General features: G+C 65.1%; 7 protein-coding genes and 2 tRNA genes. 1 reads left to right on the forward strand and 8 read right to left on the reverse strand.

Going from position 1 to position 15,778, the window contains the following annotated elements; translation table 11 throughout:
- Positions 1 to 645: 645 nt before the first annotated feature.
- From HMPREF1138_RS01280 to HMPREF1138_RS01290, 4 genes are all read right to left on the reverse strand, one after another.
- Entirely contained in the window at positions 646 to 7,506 is a 6,861-nt protein-coding gene (locus HMPREF1138_RS01280; protein WP_009055605.1) for an SdrD B-like domain-containing protein, read from the reverse strand.
- Between the two features lie 392 nt (positions 7,507 to 7,898).
- Positions 7,899 to 7,971 (reverse strand) — tRNA-Ala (locus HMPREF1138_RS01285).
- A gap of 11 nt (positions 7,972 to 7,982) precedes the next feature.
- Entirely contained in the window at positions 7,983 to 8,117 is a 135-nt protein-coding gene (locus HMPREF1138_RS11440) for a DLW-39 family protein (RefSeq protein WP_009055609.1), read from the reverse strand.
- Between the two features lie 29 nt (positions 8,118 to 8,146).
- Positions 8,147 to 8,223, reverse strand: a tRNA-Ile gene (locus HMPREF1138_RS01290).
- A 123-nt stretch (positions 8,224 to 8,346) separates the two neighbouring features.
- Here HMPREF1138_RS01290 and HMPREF1138_RS01295 point away from each other — a divergent pair.
- Complete coding sequence (locus HMPREF1138_RS01295; RefSeq protein ID WP_009055607.1) at positions 8,347 to 9,207, forward strand: Mbeg1-like protein; 861 nt, start codon at positions 8,347 to 8,349, stop codon at positions 9,205 to 9,207.
- A gap of 98 nt (positions 9,208 to 9,305) precedes the next feature.
- Here HMPREF1138_RS01295 and HMPREF1138_RS01300 read toward each other — a convergent pair whose 3' ends face one another.
- The 4 genes from HMPREF1138_RS01300 to HMPREF1138_RS10980 all read right to left on the reverse strand — a co-directional run.
- Positions 9,306 to 9,698 (reverse strand): DUF3566 domain-containing protein, encoded by a 393-nt coding sequence (locus HMPREF1138_RS01300; RefSeq protein ID WP_009055615.1) that lies wholly within the window; start codon positions 9,696 to 9,698, stop codon positions 9,306 to 9,308.
- Between the two features lie 127 nt (positions 9,699 to 9,825).
- Entirely contained in the window at positions 9,826 to 12,432 is a 2,607-nt protein-coding gene (gyrA, locus tag HMPREF1138_RS01305; RefSeq protein WP_009055603.1) for a DNA gyrase subunit A, read from the reverse strand.
- A 74-nt stretch (positions 12,433 to 12,506) separates the two neighbouring features.
- Positions 12,507 to 14,531: a DNA topoisomerase (ATP-hydrolyzing) subunit B gene (gyrB, locus tag HMPREF1138_RS01310; protein WP_009055614.1), complete on the reverse strand. Its 2,025-nt coding sequence runs from the start codon at positions 14,529 to 14,531 to the stop codon at positions 12,507 to 12,509.
- Between the two features lie 272 nt (positions 14,532 to 14,803).
- Positions 14,804 to 15,778, reverse strand: a 975-nt coding sequence (locus HMPREF1138_RS10980; protein WP_009055612.1) for a DUF5067 domain-containing protein, incomplete at its 5' end; no start/stop codon positions are given.

Genomic DNA, 15,778 nt, shown 5'->3' on the forward strand with positions numbered 1-15,778 from the left:
GCTGCGTGCGTCGCGTGCGCTGCGGGGCTGCGTGCGTCGCGTGCGCTGTGGGGCTGTGGGGCTGCGCGGACTCCCTCCCGCAACGCCTCCTCCCCCCTCCCCCAAATCTCGCACATAATTTCCCTCGGTCAGTATTCGACTACGCTCACAAACGTTGGAATTGCAAGGGGCCAATTTCAAAATTGGAAAGAGTCGCAGGGGAATTACGTGCAACATTGTTGGGGAACCATGAAAGTCTCGGACACAAGCGGCCAGGACTACTCAGGACTACTCAGAACAACTCTCCCACAACAGACGGTCTGAAAAACTCAGCCCCCTCCAACGGTCTGAAAATTCAGCCCCCTCCAACGGTCTGAAAACCCCTCCAGGCTGAAGGGCGCCGGAGGGCCCGGAGGCACCCACAAGCGGATATCCGGATAGGAAACGAACATCCGGATAGGAAACGAACATCCGGATAGCTTACTAACCTATCCGCATCCGCATAACCTATCCGGATACACACAACCTATCCACGTAGTACCCGGACACAGGGCACAATAGCGGCAGGCCGGAGGACGCGGGGTCCGCGCAGGCACGAGGGGCGGGTACCGAAGTACCCGCCCCTCACTCAGCCCCGGCCTCGTCGAGGCTCAGGCCGAATGACCGTCAGCCCTGGCGGCGGCGACGCATCCACAGGAGGAGGCCTCCCGCGGCCGCGGCGCCCAGGCCGGCTCCGCCCAGGCCGTCGAAGCCGGTGCGCGCGAGGCGCTGCATGATGCTCGGCTCCACGGCAGGCGCGTCGGGTGCGACGTAACCGAAGTTCACGCCGGTAACCAACTGGTTGTCGAAGCCGATCGTGATCTCACCGGACATGGAGTCGGCAATGCCGTCCGGGTCCTCGGTCTGGTCGAGGCCGGCGAGGGCCCCGTCCGGGTGGACCTTGACGCGGTAGGTGCCGGCGGGCAGCTTCTCGAAGGAGTAGTTGCCGTCCTTGTCGGTCGTCGTGGTGGCCACGACGTTGCCGTCCTTGTCGAGCAGGTCGACGGTCACGCCCCCGAAGGTTTCCTCACCGTCGGTGTAGGAGCCGGACTTGTCGGAGTCGCGGTAGACGCGGCCAGCGATCGAGTAGTCGGGCACGTAGCCGAAGTTGACGTTCTCCTGGAGGGAGTGGCCGGGGCCCATTGTGTACACCGCGGAGGTGTCGTCGACGGTGGCGTCGGGGTCCTCGGTCTGGTCGTAGTCCTTGATGGACGAGGAACGCACGACCTTGACGGTGTACTTGCCGTCGGGCAGGTGCTGGAAGGCGTAGTTGCCGTCCGCGTCGGTGTCGAGGGTCTGGAGGACCTTGCCGTCCTCGTCGAGGAGCTGGACGCTCACACGCTCGAGGCCGGGCTCGTCACCGTTGATCATCTTGTCGCGGTTGTCGTCGCGGTAGACAGTACCGGTTATGGTGTTGTTGGGGACGTAGCCGAAGTCGACGTCGCCCTTGGTGGGGTTGTTCTCGTCGAGGGTGATCGGCTGGGACGCGTTGTCCAGCTTGTTGTCGGGGTCGCCGGTCTGGTCGGCGTCGGCGAGCACGCCGTCCTTGACGACCTTGACGGAGTAGGTGCCGTCGGGCAGGTGCTCGAAGGAGTACTTGCCGTCCTTGTCGGTCGTCGTGGTGGCCACGACGTTTCCGGAGGCATCGAGGAGCTGGACCGTCACGCCGGAGTAGCGTCCTTCCGTGTCGCCCTTGCGTCCGTCGCGGTCACCGTCGCGGTAGATGGTGCCGTTGATGGAGTTGTTGGCGATGTAGCCGAAGTTGACGTCTGTCTCGGTGCGGTGGTCGTTACCGAGCGAGATGACGCCGGAGGCGCTGTCCTTGGTGGAGTCCGGGTCCTCGGTCTGGTCGAGGTCGGTGAGGGCACCGTCCTTGACGACCTTGACGGTGTAGTCGCCGGCGGGCAGCTTCTCGAAGGAGTAGGCGCCGTTCGCGTCCGTCGTGGTGGTCGCGACGACCTTGCCGTCCTTATCGCGCAGCTCGACGGTCTGGTTGGCGTAGCCCTTCTCGGTCGCGCCATGCTTCTCGTCGCGGTCCCCGTCGCGGTAGACGAGGCCGTGGATCGAGTAGTCGGGTACGTAACCGAAGTCGATGTGGTCCTTGGTGGGGTTGTCCTCGCCCAGGGTCACCGGCTCGGAGGCGTTGTCCTTGGTGGCGTCCGGGTCCTCGGTCTGCTCGGTGTCGGCGAGCTCGCCGTCCTTGACGACCTTCACGGAGTAGGTGCCGTCGGGCAGCTTGGAGAAGGAGTAGGTGCCGTTGGCGTCGGTCGTCGTGGTGGTCACGACGTTTCCGGAGGCGTCGAGGAGCTGGACGGTGACGCCGGAGTATCCGGGCTCGGTGCCGTCCTGGTCGCCGTTGCGCGAGTCGTCGCGGTAGACGGTGCCCGACAGGGAGTTATCGGCAATGTAGCCGAAGTTGACGTCCGTCGTGGACGGGTTGTCGTTGTTCAGCGTGATCGGCTCGGAGGAGTTGTCCTTCGTGGCGTCCGGGTCACCGGTCTGCTCGAGGCCGGCGATGGGGCCATCCTGAGCGACCGTGACGGTGTAGGTGCCCGCGGGGAGCTTGTCGAAGGAGTAGGTGCCATCAGCGTCGGTCGTGGTGGTGGCGACGACGGTGCCGTCGGCGCCCACCAGGTTGACTGTCACGCCCTCGTAGAGCTTCTCGCCCGCATCCAGCGCGCCGGAGCGGTTGCCGTCGCGGTAGATGGTGCCCTTGATGAAGTAGTCGGGCACGTAGCCGAAGTTGACGTTCTTCTTGGTGGGGTTGTCCTCGTCCAGGGTGATCGGCTCGGATGCGCTGTCCTTGGCGCCGTCCGGGTCCTCGGTCTGCTCGAGGTCGGTGAGGGCACCGTCCTTGACGACCTTGACGGAGTAGGTGCCGTCGGGGAGGTTGTCGAAGGAGTAGTTGCCGTTCGCGTCGGTCTTAGTGGTCTTGATGACCTGTCCGTCCTTGTCGAGGAGCTGCACCGTCTGCTCGGGGTAGCCGGCCTCTCCCCCGTTCAGGGAGTTGGAGCGGTTGTCGTCACGGTAGATGGTGCCGGAGATCGAGTTGTCCGAGATGTACCCGAAGTTGACGTTCTCCTTGATCGGGTCGTTCAGCTCGAGGGTGATGTCGCCGGAGGTGTTGTCCTTGGTGGCGTCGGGGTCCTCGGTTTGGACGAGGTCGGCGATGGGGCCTTCCTTGCGCACGCGGACCTTGTAGGTGCCTTCCTCAAGGTTGGTGAAGGCGTAGGCGCCGTGAGCGTCGGTGGTCGTGGTGGCCACGACGTTACCGGAGGCGTCGAGGAGGTCGACGGTCACGCCCTGGTAGAGCTTCTCGCCGTCTTCAAGGCTCTCGGAGCGGTCGGCGTCACGATAGATCGTGCCCTTGATCGTGTAGTTCGTGGCGTAGCCGAAGTTCACGTTCTGCACGGAGGGGTTGTCGTGGTTGACCTGGACGACGCCTGAGGTGTGGTCCTTCGTGCCGTCGGGGTCCTCGGTCTGCTCGAGCTTCTTGAGCAGGTCGGAGGGCTCCACCTTGACCGTGTACTTGCCGGCGGGCAGCTTGGCGAAGGAGTACGTGCCGTCCGCCTTGGTCGTGGTTGTCGCGACCGTTGCCCCGGCCTCGTCGAGGAGGTTGACGGTGACGCCGCCGAAGCCGGGCTCACCGTTGTTCAGGGTCTCGGAGCGGTCCTTGTCGTAGTAGACGGTGCCGGAGACCGTGTAGTCCTCCGCGTAGCCAAAGTTGACGTTCGTGACGTCGGGGTCGGAGCGCGTGAAGGTGATGGCCTGGGAGCGCGAGTCGCCGTTTCCGGAGGGGTCCTCGGTCTGCTCGGTGGAGGCGAGCGGGCCGGTCTTGTCGACCTGGACGGTGTACGTGCCGTCGTTCAGTCCGGTGAAGGAGTAGTTGCCGTCAGCGTCGGTCGTCGTGGTGGCCACGACGGCGCCGGAGGCGTCAACCAGCTTCACGGTGACGCCGGACTGGGCGATGTCGCCGCCGTCCTTCGCCTTATCGCGGTTCTGGTCGAGGTAGACGGTGCCGGAGATCGCGTGCTTCTTGACGTAGCCGAAGTTGATGTTCTCCTGGACGGGGTTGCCCGCGTTCAGGGTGACGGTGCCGGAGGTGGAGTCCTTCGTGGCGTCGGGGTCTTCGGTCTGTGTCAGGTCGGCGATGGCGCCGGCCTTGGTGACCTTGACGGTGTAGTCGCCGGCGGCCAGGCGCGTGAAGGAGTAGTTGCCGTCAGCGTCGGTCGTGGTGGTGGCGACGACGGAGCCGTCGGGGCGAAGGAGCTCGACCGTGATGTCCTTGAAGCCCTCTTCACCGTCGGTGTAGGAGGAGGAGTCGTTGGCGTCGTAGTAGACCTTGCCGGACAGGCGGTGCTTGACGGAGATCGAGGCCTTCGCCGTGTTGTTGTCCGGGTTCTGGTCGTACTCGGGCGGGTTCACGAAGGAGGCAGTGTTCTCGAGCGTCTTGCCATCGGTGCCCTCGTCGAGCGTGACGGTGACGTACAGCGAGGCGTGCTGGCCGGCGAGCATGTCGCCGAGCTTCCAGGTGATGCCGTCGAAGGTGCCGGCGGCGCCACCGGTGCTGCACTCGCCGGGCACGCCGGAGGTGTAGCCGGAGGTGCACAGGTGCGATTCGGCGGACACGAAGGTGGTGCCGGCGGGGAACGCCTCGGCGACCTTGACGTCGGGGGCCTTGCCCTGGCCGGAGTTGCCGGCGTCGATGCGGAAGGTGACGTTGTCGCCGGGCGCGAGGTTGTCGGCGTCGGAGACGACGGTCTTGTTCAGGGCGACGTCGAGCGCGACGACCAGGGCGACCTTGATGGGTTCGGTCGGCAGGATGGCTCGGTTGTTCGAGGCCTGGGTGGCGGCGATCGCGACGGATTCGTAGGCGATGCCGGTGGCGTTATTGGGTGCCTTGATGGGCACGATGAGGGGGATGGAGGCGCCCGCCTTGATGGGGGTGGCCTTTCCGTTGATGTAGATGCGGTAGGACTTCACGTCCGACCACGAGGCCGGGGTTGCGGTCCAGTTGTTGTCGCAGCCTGCGGGGGAGGCGGCCATGGTGTCGCCCTGGTTGATGACTTCGCCGCGGCAGGGGTTGAAGGAGGTGGAGTACTCGATGGTGACCTGCGAGGGGTCGATGCCCGAGCCAGTGCCGACCTGGATGGGGCCGGTGATGGTGGGCTCCCATTCGGAGTTGCGCGACGCGCCGCCTTGGACGGAGGTGTCTCCGACGTGGGGCAGGATGCCGTAGACGGTTATGTCGGACAGGTCCGCGTTACCGGAGTTGGTGGGGGTGATGCGGAACTGGCCGTCTTCGCCTTGGCGCATGACGGAGGCGCCGTCGGTGTACTTCTTGTAGACGGAGCCGGGCACGGAGCCCAGGGACTCGAGGACGACGTCGGCGCCGGCCTGCTCGGACACGGTGAAGGTCGAGGAGACGGGGCACACCTGGTCGGCGGTGTTGCCGTCGCCGTTGACGTCGTAGGTGTCGTCGGTGGAGCCGTAGAAGCAGATGGTTGTCGACTTGGAGGTGAGGGCGTACTCGGGCTCGGCAGCGGAGATGTAGGCCTCGTTCTTGTGGGTGCCGGCGCTCATGGAGGGGCCGACCTTGCCGCGCAGCTGGATGGTGGTGCCACCCTTGGTCTGGTAGCCGGGCCAGGTGACCTGGACGAGCTGGCGGGTGCAGCCGGTGGCGTCGGTGACGTCGCGGACTGTGACGGTCTTGTCCTTGCCGGCGGGGCCACCGGTGACGGAGCCTTCGACGTAGGTCATACCGCAGGGCAGCAGGTCGGAGATAACGGGCTGAGAGTCGACGACGGTCGAGGTGTTGTTCGCGGTGACACTGAAGGTGACCTCGGAGCCGGGGGACGCCAGGCTGCCCCTAATGGTGGACTTGGCGTTGTAGTACTTGGGCAGCGCGGTGCCCAGGGTCAGGACGTCACACTTGTCGTCGGCGGGGATCGCGATGTCGTGCGTGCCGTCGAGGGACTTCATGGAGAAGTCGGTGACGCAGTTCTGGACGCGCACCCACTTGTCGGACTTGCCGGCCTTCCAGGCGGCGGCGTCCTTGTCGACGTCGACGTAGGTGACGCCGTTTTCGGTGGTGGGGGTGCCCGCGCCGATGGGGCCGGCGACGTTGAGGATGGAGGATTCGCCGGCGGGGATCGTCTGCTTGTAGTGGAAGACGGTCAGGTACTCGTCGGCGGCGAAGGAGGAGAAGTCGAATGCCTTGCCGCGGTAGACGGTCTGAGTACCGGTGTTGCCCTTGTTGGTCCAGTAGGTGATCTCAATGGGCGTCGTCGTCTGCGTGTCGATGGTCTTGACGCGCATGAGGGGCTTGTCGCAGTCCTTAGAGCCGTCGGTCGGGGAGACGAGGCCACAGGTCATGTAGTCGGTGTACTCGAGGACGACGGGCACGTTGGACTTGTTGTCGTAGGTGTAGAGCCAGTTGCCCTGCTTGCCGCGCTCGAATTGGTTCATGGCGCGCTTGTTAAAGCCGCCGCCGTAGCGAACCTCGTTGTCGAAGTGGTGGGTGAAGGAGGCGTTCGCGGTGCGGACGTTGTCCTCGTTGTGCATTTCGGCGCCGGTGAGCTTGGCGGTGTTGGTGACAGTGTTATCGGCGCAGGTATCGTCATAGTGGACGGTGACGCTCAGGACGACGTTCATGAACGCGGGGTTGACGTCGCCGATGGTCCAGGTGACGGTGTGGGTTGCGGCGTCGTAGGAGCTGGGGACGGTGGCCGCGGTGTTCGTGATGGTGTTGCCCGAGGCCGAGGAGGACACGTAGGTCGCGCACTGGGGCAGCGGGTCGGTGACGACGACGTTCGTCATGTTGGACTTGCCGTTGAGGCCGTCGACGGTGGTGTCGTACTTGGGGGTGATCTGGTAGGTCACGTCGACGTTCTTGGGGGTGGCGGCGGGGCCGGTTTTCGACAGGAGGGGGGTCGGCTCGGACTTGATCGTGACGCTGTCGTTCGCCGTGACGGTCGTGTCGCCGGAGGAGAAGGTGGCGACGGGGGTGACCGTGGAGCCGCCGGGGGTGACGCCGCGCGGCGCGGTGAAGGTGAGCACGGTCTGGAAGGATGTGCCGGCCGCGACGGTGCCCAGGTTGTAGGTGACGAGGCCGTCGGTCGTTCCGGTGGGTCGCTTGATCTCGGGGGTGACGACCTTGTTGCCAGCGGTCGCGGTGGCGTTGATACCCTCGGGGGCCGAGTCGGGGTTGGAGTTGCCGCCGGGGGTGATCGTGTGCGGCAGGGAGATGGTCACGACCGAGTCGAGGCAGTCCTCCGTGGTGGAGGCGCAGGAAAACTCGACGACGTAGCGCTGTTCGACGCCCGACAGGTACGAGTCTTCGTCGGCGTTGATCGCCAGCTTGAGCGTGGGGGCCGCTGCGTAGGTGGGCAGCGTCGTGATGCCGAGGATGACGAGGGCGGTCGTCACAAGCATGGCAAGTAGCTGGGCCGGCCGGGAGGCCTTTGACCACGTGTCGTTGATGTGCACAGCCTTCTCCTGTTGTGCGAGATGGGATTAAACAGCCCAATTTTAGCGGTTTCACAGCAAGTGTGAAGATGGAGCTATCGCGCGAAAGACGCTCGTAAACTTATGTTTCCTAGGTCAGTTTTCAGTTTTTTGACCGCATTCGTGAAACAACCGTCCACACGGTTTATACACAACTGTTGATAAGGCTGTGGATAAATAATGGCGTCATTCCAAGTGAGGGCTATAAGTCCCAAGTGCTCCGGCTCCGCATGCACAGATGGTGCCCACATGACCAATTGGTCGGACAACTAACGCGGGAAGCGACCAATCTCCCCGACCTCGGGAAGCTCACCAAAAAATATTTTGAAGGTCACATGCAAAAAACCCGCAACCACCAGGTTGCGGGTGAAACGTGGAGCTAACGGGACTCGAACCCGTAACCCCCTGCTTGCAAAGCAGGTGCGCTACCAATTGCGCCATAGCCCCGTCGGAGACCTTCAGTCCTCCGCGGTGTCCGTCACGGACGTCCACAGGTCGGCGTTGTCGGAGAGATCAACCAGAACTTGTCGAACGACGATGCCAACGGCGACGACGGATCCGACAGCCACACAGCACGTGACCCATTTCTTCATGATGTCCTCCGCTCAAACTCGCCTGCGGATGGTGGGCCTAGGTGGGCTCGAACCACCGACCTCAGTCTTATCAGGACTGCGCTCTAACCTACTGAGCTATAGGCCCAACCGGCACCCTTGCGGGCACTCGGATATAGTACACAGGACCGGGCCGTCCGGCAAAATCGAGACTTGGTGACGTCCAACACGAATCCGTCGCAACAGGGCGCGGCGCAGAAAGAGAACCCTCGTGAGCGCAATCATCGATTACGTCAGGAGCGCGACGACTCCGCTGCGCTCCGACCTCTCCCCCGCCGACTCGCTCGCGCTCGCATGCCTGACCTACGTCGACTGTCACGCGCTGCCCGGCCCCCGCTCCACCCACGGTTGCCTGCTCCGCGACGTCGCCCAGGCCTCGTCGATACCCGCCCTCTTCCGTCACTCGAGCGTGACGCATTCGGACCGCGCGCTCCTGGAGGCAGTCGGCGCGAGCCCGCGTTTTCGTGGCGTGCGGGTGCGCGACGCGGTCACGAAGATCAGCACTCGCCCCCTCGCGCAGTTCGGCGCGCTCACCTTCGTCGACGAGGCCGGGGCTCGTTTCGTGGTCTTCCGCGGGACGGACACCACCGCGGTCGGATGGGCGGAGGACGCCCGCTTCGGGCTCGAATTCCCGACGATCGCGCAGCGGTGGGCGGCGCGCTACCTGGACTACGCTGCCGGCCGAGGAGGCGGACCCCTCACCGTGATCGGGCACTCGAAGGGAGGCAACCTGGCGCTCTACGCGGCTGCCTCCTCCCCCGCCGTCGAGGGCGTCTATGCGTTCGACCCGTTGGGTTTTCCCGCGTCGGTCGTTGACGACGGTTTCTTTCGCGGCATTGACGGGCGAATGCGTATCTACGTGACGGACGACTCGTGGGTGAGCCCGCTGCTTCCCCTGCCCGCTCCGGCGACGGCTATCGCGTCAACTTGGCCGGGGCCTCTCAGCCACAACCCGTACTCATGGCTGATCGATGGCTCGTCGCTGCGGCGCGATCTGCGGCCACCGTCGCGTTTAGGGGCTGCGCTCGGTGGCCTCGTCGGCGTCCTGCTGAGGGTTCGCCGACGCGGATAGCCGACACGCAGGCAAGCACGCACGCAGGCACAGACGCACGCAGGCACACAGGCATAGCAAAAGGGGCCGGCGTGAGCCGACCCCTTGCGCGAGTGCCCTCACTCGTCCATGAGGGACACCTTGATGCCGCCCACCAGGGACGCGACGACGTTGTAGAGCATGGCGCCCAGCGTCGACAGCGCGGTGAGCAGGATGACGTTGATGACGGCGACGATGGTCGCGTAGGAGATGACGCGAGGCAGGCGCGCGTAGTCCAGCAGGTCCACGAAACGGCCGGCGCCAACGGTCTGCAGGAATTCTTCGATCTGACTGAAGACGTGCATGGCGTCGACCATGAGCCACAGGACGATCGTGGCGACGACCATCGCGATACCCAGGGCGACGGACAGGAGGAAAGACACCTTCATGACGGTCCACGCGTCGATACGCGCGATCGCCAGGTCAACTCGGCGGGGAGCGTCGCTGCGGGCGCTCGAGACGTGGTCGCTCATGGGTTTCCTTCCAGGTCGCACTTCCTACCTGCCAGGCTACCGCATCGCCGGGCACCGGCGCTGGTTCCGCGCCGCATTGGAAGCTTGATCACGGGACGAGGCCCCCGCCTCGTCCCGTCATCACGCGTCAGTTTTCGGTAACTTCGGTGTCGCCGTCCTCAGAGGCCGTGGCCTCGCCGGCAGGGGCATCGGTTCCCTCCGCGGCATCCGCGGCCGCGGTGGCCTCGGTGTCATCGGCCTCGTCATCTCCCGAGTCGGGGTTGCGGGTGATCGCGATGATGCGGTCGCCCTCGTCCGGTCGGGCGAAGATGACGCCCATGGTGTTGCGGGCGGTGGGTCGCACGTCGGAGGCGTTGACCTGGACGAGCTTGCCGGACTCGGTGATGACCATGACGTCCTCGTCGGGGCGCACGACGAGGGCGCCGACCAGGCCGCCGCGTTCGTCGACGAGTTTGCCGACGCGCACACCGAGGGTGCCGCGCGACTTCGTCGGGTATTCCTCGACGGGGGTGCGCTTGGCGTAGCCGGAGTCGGTGACGATGAGCAGGTCGGTGCCTTCGCGCGGGACCTCCATGCTGAGCAGCTCGTCGTCGCCGCGGAACTTCATGCCGCGCACGCCGGACGTGGAGCGGCCCATGGAGCGCAGCTGGTCGTCGGTGGCGGTGAAGCGCACGGCCTGGCCGTCGCGCGAGACGAGAATGAGGTCCTCGTCGGCCATGATGGTCTGCGCGGAGACCAGCTCGTCGGGCTTGCCATCCTCGTCCTCGCGCAGGTTGATGGCGATGATGCCGCCGGAGCGGGGGGAGTTGTACAGGCTCAGCGGGGTCTTCTTCACCAGGCCGCGCTTGGTGGCCAGGACCAGGAAGTCCGCGTCCTCGTAGGTGCGGATCGCGAGGACCTGCGCGATGTGCTCGTCGGGCTGGAAGGCCAGCAGGTTGGCGACGTGCTGGCCCTTGGCGTCGCGGCCGCCTTCGGGGATTTCGTAGGCCTTAGCGCGGTAGACGCGGCCGAGGTTGGTGAAGAAGAGCAGCCAGTTGTGCGTGGTGGTGACGAAGAAGTGTTCGACGACGTCGTCGCCGCGCAGCTGGGTGCCGCGCACGCCCTTCCCGCCGCGCTTTTGCGAGCGGTAGTTGTCGGTGCGGGTGCGCTTGGCGAAGCCGTCGCGGGTGATGGTGACGACGACGTCCTCTTCGGGGATGAGGTCTTCCATCGACATTTCCCCGTCGAAGGGGAGGATGCGGGTGCGGCGCTCGTCGCCGAACTTGTCGACGATGTCGGACAGTTCGCTGGAGATGATGGCGCGCTGGCGCTCGGGCTTGGCGAGGATGTCGTTGAGGTCGTCGACGCGGGCCTTGAGCTCGGCGTGCTCGTCCATGATCTTCTGGCGTTCTAGGGCGGCCAGGCGGCGCAGCTGGAGGGCCAGGATAGCGTCGGCTTGGATGGCGTCCACGTCGAGCAGGTCGATCAGGCCTGCGCGGGCCTCGTCGACGGTGGGGGAGCGGCGGATGAGGGCGATGACCTCGTCGAGGGCGTCGAGGGCCTTCAGGTAGCCTTCGAGGATGTGCAGACGTTCGAGAGCCTTGCGCAGGCGGAATTGCGTGCGGCGCACGATGACGTCCATCTGGTGGGTGATCCAGTGGCGGATGAAGCCGTCGATGGACAGGGTGCGGGGCACGCCGTCGACGAGCGCGAGCATGTTGGCGGAGAAGTTCTCCTGCAGGCTGGTGCGCTTGTAGAGGTTGTTGAGGACGACCTTGGCGACGGCGTCGCGCTTGAGGACGATGACGAGGCGCTGGCCCGTTCGGCCGGAGGTTTCGTCGCGGATGTCGGCGATGCCGCCGATCGCGCCGTCGCGCACGAGCTGGGCAATCTTATCGGCGAGGTTGTCGGGGTTGACCTGGTAGGGCAGTTCGGTGACGACGAGGCACTGGCGGCCCTGGATTTCCTCAACATTGACGACGGCGCGCTGCGTGATGGAGCCGCGGCCGGTGCGGTAGGCGTCTTCGATGCCCTTGCGGCCCAGGATGGTGGCGCCGGTGGGGAAGTCGGGTCCAGGGATGAGCGTGAGGAGTGCTTCGAGGAGTTCTTCGCGGGATGCCTCGGGGTGTTCGAGGGCCCATTCGACGCCGCGCGCGAGTTCGCGCAGGTTGTGGGGCGGGATGCGCGTCGCCATGCCGACGGCGATGCCTTCGGAGCCGTTGGCCAGCAGGTTCGGGAAGCGCGCGGGCAGGATGGTGGGTTCCTGGTTGCGGCCGTCGTAGTTGTCCTGGAAATCGACGCATTCTTCGTCGATGTCGCGGACCATCTCCATGGCCAGGGGCGCCATCTTGCACTCGGTGTAACGGGGGGCGGCGGGGCCCAGGTTGCCGGGGGTGCCGAAGTTACCCTGGCCGGCGACGAGGGGGTATCGCAGCGACCAGGGCTGCACGAGGCGCGCGAGAGCGTCGTAGATGGCGGCGTCGCCATGGGGGTGGTAGTTACCCATGACCTCGCCGACAACGCGGGAGGACTTGGAGAACGAGGAGGTGGGGCGGTATCCGCCGTCGTACATGGCGTACAGGACGCGGCGGTGGACGGGCTTGAGGCCGTCGCGCACGTCGGGCAGGGCGCGTCCGACGATGACGCTCATCGCGTAGTCGAGGTAGGAGCGCTGCATCTCTTTTTGCAGGTCGACCTGGCGGATGCGCTCGGTGTCCGAGATGTGCCGCGCGTCAGTAGTCTGCTCGTCGCTCACGTTTTTCCTTACGTTGTTTCTGCTCGATCAGGCCCGCTCGGTACGAGGCCGGGGCTGGGCTGGTCGCGGTGTTGTCAGATGTCGAGGAAGCGCACGTCGGTGGCGTTGCGCTGGATGAAGGTGCGGCGTCGGTCGACGTCGTCGCCCATGAGGATCGTGAAGGTTTCGTCGGCGTCTGCGGCCTCGTCGAGGGTGACCTGCTTGAGGATTCGGTGTTCCGGATCCATGGTGGTCTCCCACAGTTCGTGGTCGTTCATTTCGCCGAGGCCCTTGTAGCGCTGGATGCCGCCCTCCTTGGGCAGGCGGCGGTTCGCGGCGGCGCCGGCGGCGAGCAGTTCGTCGCGTTCCTTGTCGGAGTATGCGAATTCGTGCTCGGCGTTGGTCCACTTGATGCGGTACAGCGGAGGCATCGCGATGAAGGTGTGGCCGCCCTCGATGAGGGGGCGCATGTAGCGGAAGAGGAGGGTCAGCAGCAGCGTGGCGATGTGCTGGCCGTCGACGTCGGCGTCCGCCATGATGACGATCTTGCCGTAGCGTAGCTTCGAGATGTCGAAGTCTTCGCCGATGCCGGTACCGAAGGCGGTGATGAGGGAGCGGATGGTGTCCGAGGACAGGGCCCGGTCCAGGCGCGCCTTTTCGACGTTGAGGATCTTGCCGCGGATCGGCAGGATGGCCTGGCGCTCGGGGTCGCGGCCGCCGACGGCGGAGCCGCCTGCGGAGTCGCCCTCGACGATGAAGATTTCGCACTCGGACGGTGTGCGCGAGGAGCAGTCGCGCAGCTTGCCGGGCATGGAGGCGGATTCGAGAACGCCCTTGCGGCGCGTGGCCTCGCGGGCCTTGCGGGCGGCGACGCGGGCGGCCTGGGCGGCCTGGCCTTTGGCGATGATGGCCTTGGCGTCGGCGGGGTGGGCGTCGAACCAGTCGGTGAGCTTGGAGTAGACCTGCTGGGCGACGAAGGTGCGGGCCTCGGTGTTGCCGAGCTTGGTCTTCGTCTGGCCTTCGAACTGGGGCTCGGTGAGCTTGATGGAGATGACGGCGGTCAGGCCTTCGCGGACGTCGTCACCGGTGAGGTTGTCGTCCTTGTCGCGGATGATGCCCTTGTCGCGGCCGTAGCGGTTGACGAGGGAGGTGAGCGCGGTGCGGAAGCCCTCCTCGTGCATGCCGCCTTCGGTCGTGTTGATGGTGTTGGCGAAGGTGTGGACGGACGAGGAGTAGGCGGTGGTCCACTGCATGGCGATTTCGACGCTCATGGTGCCTTCGTCGTTTTCGGCTTCGAAGTCGATGATCTCGTTGTTGATCGTGTCGGACTTCTTCGCGGAATCGAGGTATTCGACGTAGTCGCGCAGGCCGTGCTCGTAGCAGTAGGTGACGGTGCGGTGGCCCTTGGTCTTCTTGTCCGAGGCCTCCTCGCCGCCGGCGATCTCGTCGCCTTCGTCGGTGGCGAACTCGCGCTCGTCGGTCAGGCTGATGCGCAGGCCCTTGTTGAGGAAGGCCATCTGCTGGAAGCGCTGGCGCAGGGTTTCGAAGTCAAATTCGACGGTTTCGAAGATGTCGGGGTCCGGGTAGAAGACCTGCGTGGTGCCGGTTTCGTCGGTGGCTTCGCCGCGTTCGAGGGGAGTGATGGGGGTGCCGCCGTTCGCGAACGACATACGCCACACGTAGCCTTGGCGGCGGATCTCGGTGTTCACGCGGGTGGACAGGGCGTTGACGACGGAGATACCGACGCCGTGCAGGCCGCCGGAGACGGCGTATCCGCCGCCGCCGAACTTGCCGCCGGCGTGGAGGATCGTCATGACGACCTCGACGGTGGGCTTGTGCTCGGTGGGGTGTTCGTCGACGGGGATGCCTCGGCCGTTGTCGACGACCTTGATGCCGCCGTCTGCCTGGATCGTGACTTCGATGTGGTCGGCGTAGCCTGCCAGGGCCTCGTCGACGGAGTTGTCGACGACCTCGTAGACGAGGTGGTGCAGGCCGCGTTCGCCGGTGGATCCGATGTACATGCCCGGGCGCTTGCGGACGGCTTCCAGGCCCTCGAGGACGGTGATGTCCGATGCGCCGTAGGACTGCTCGCCTTCGGCGGTCTTCTCGTTGTCAGCCACGTGGCTCCCCTCGCATTGCGCGAAAATAGATGTTTAACCTTATAGATTCTACCAAAAGTGGGGCTTGTACCCGGGATTGACAGACCCGGAGGGTTACTTTACAAACTGCGAGATTGCAACGAAAACGTGACTGTGATCAGTCGCATTGCGGACGTGGCTGCCGCGGGGCGAGACGAGGCCGCCCTCCCGGCGGGGGAGGGCGGCCTGACGGTGTGTTGTCGCAACGGGCTAGTGTGTGCCGCTTGCGACAGTCAACGCGCGTTGTCGTTCGATCACGGCTGCCAGGTCCAGTCGGGGATCTTGGCGCGGAAGTCATCGAAGTCGATGGTCTCGAAGGTGACCTGTTCGTTGTCGTAGGGGAGCTTGTAGGCCTTCATGAAGGTCTTCGTCTCACCGGGCTTGGCTGTCACGGAGATGCTTGCCCACACGTCGTAGCCTGCGGGTTCCTTCCCGCGGGCAAAGTAGGCGCTGCTCATGTCGATCCCCTTCTGGCTGAGTTGAGCATTGTGGAGGGTGCTGGACTGATCGACGTTGGAGTTGTTGGTCATCGAGTAGGTGACCAGCAGCGTGTTCGACCCGTCCTCGTCGACGGGACCCTTTTCGATCTTCGTGATCTCGAGGTGCACGCCGTCCTTGAAATCGACGCTGTAGTTGCCGTTAGCGTGATAGGTGCCGGGGTTGCCGGTCGGGGCGCCGCTCGAGGACGGGCTCGGCGAGGGGGTCGGGCTGCTCGTCGGCGTTGGCGTCGGGCTGCTTGTCGAGGTTGGCGTCGGGCTGCTCGTCGGCGCGGCGCTGGTGGTCGTGGGGTCGGGCTCGGGTTCGCTGTCACGGTTGATGAAGATGACTGCGCCGACGACGATGAGGACCAGCACGAGGACGCCGGCGACTGCTGCGACGATGATCGGGAGCTTGGAGCCCTTCTTGTCGTCGGGCGATGGAGTGTCCGAGCCGTATTGGGTGTAGGGGTCCGCGTAGCCTGCGGCGTACTGCTGGGTCTGGTCTGCATACCCGCCCTGATCACCGTAACCGGGCTGGAACTGCTGAGTCTGATCCGCAGCAAACCCACCCTGATCACCATAACCAGGCTGGAACTGCTGAGTCTGATCCGCAGCAAACCCACCCTGATCACCATAACCAGGCTGGAACTGCTGAGTCTGGTCTGCATACCCGCCCTGATCACCGTAACCGGGCTGGAACTGCTGAGTCTGATCCGCAGCAAACCCACCCTGATCACCATAACCAGGCTG

Origin of the sequence: Actinomyces sp. ICM58 (assembly GCF_000283035.1) — a bacterium.
Classification (GTDB): domain Bacteria; phylum Actinomycetota; class Actinomycetes; order Actinomycetales; family Actinomycetaceae; genus Pauljensenia.

Coding starts and splice junctions, on each gene's coding strand:
- HMPREF1138_RS11440 (WP_009055609.1), bottom strand. CDS start 8,117: ATGAAGAAATGGGTCACGTGCTGTGTGGCTGTCGGATCCGTCGTCGCC.
- HMPREF1138_RS01300 (WP_009055615.1), bottom strand. CDS start 9,698: ATGAGCGACCACGTCTCGAGCGCCCGCAGCGACGCTCCCCGCCGAGTT.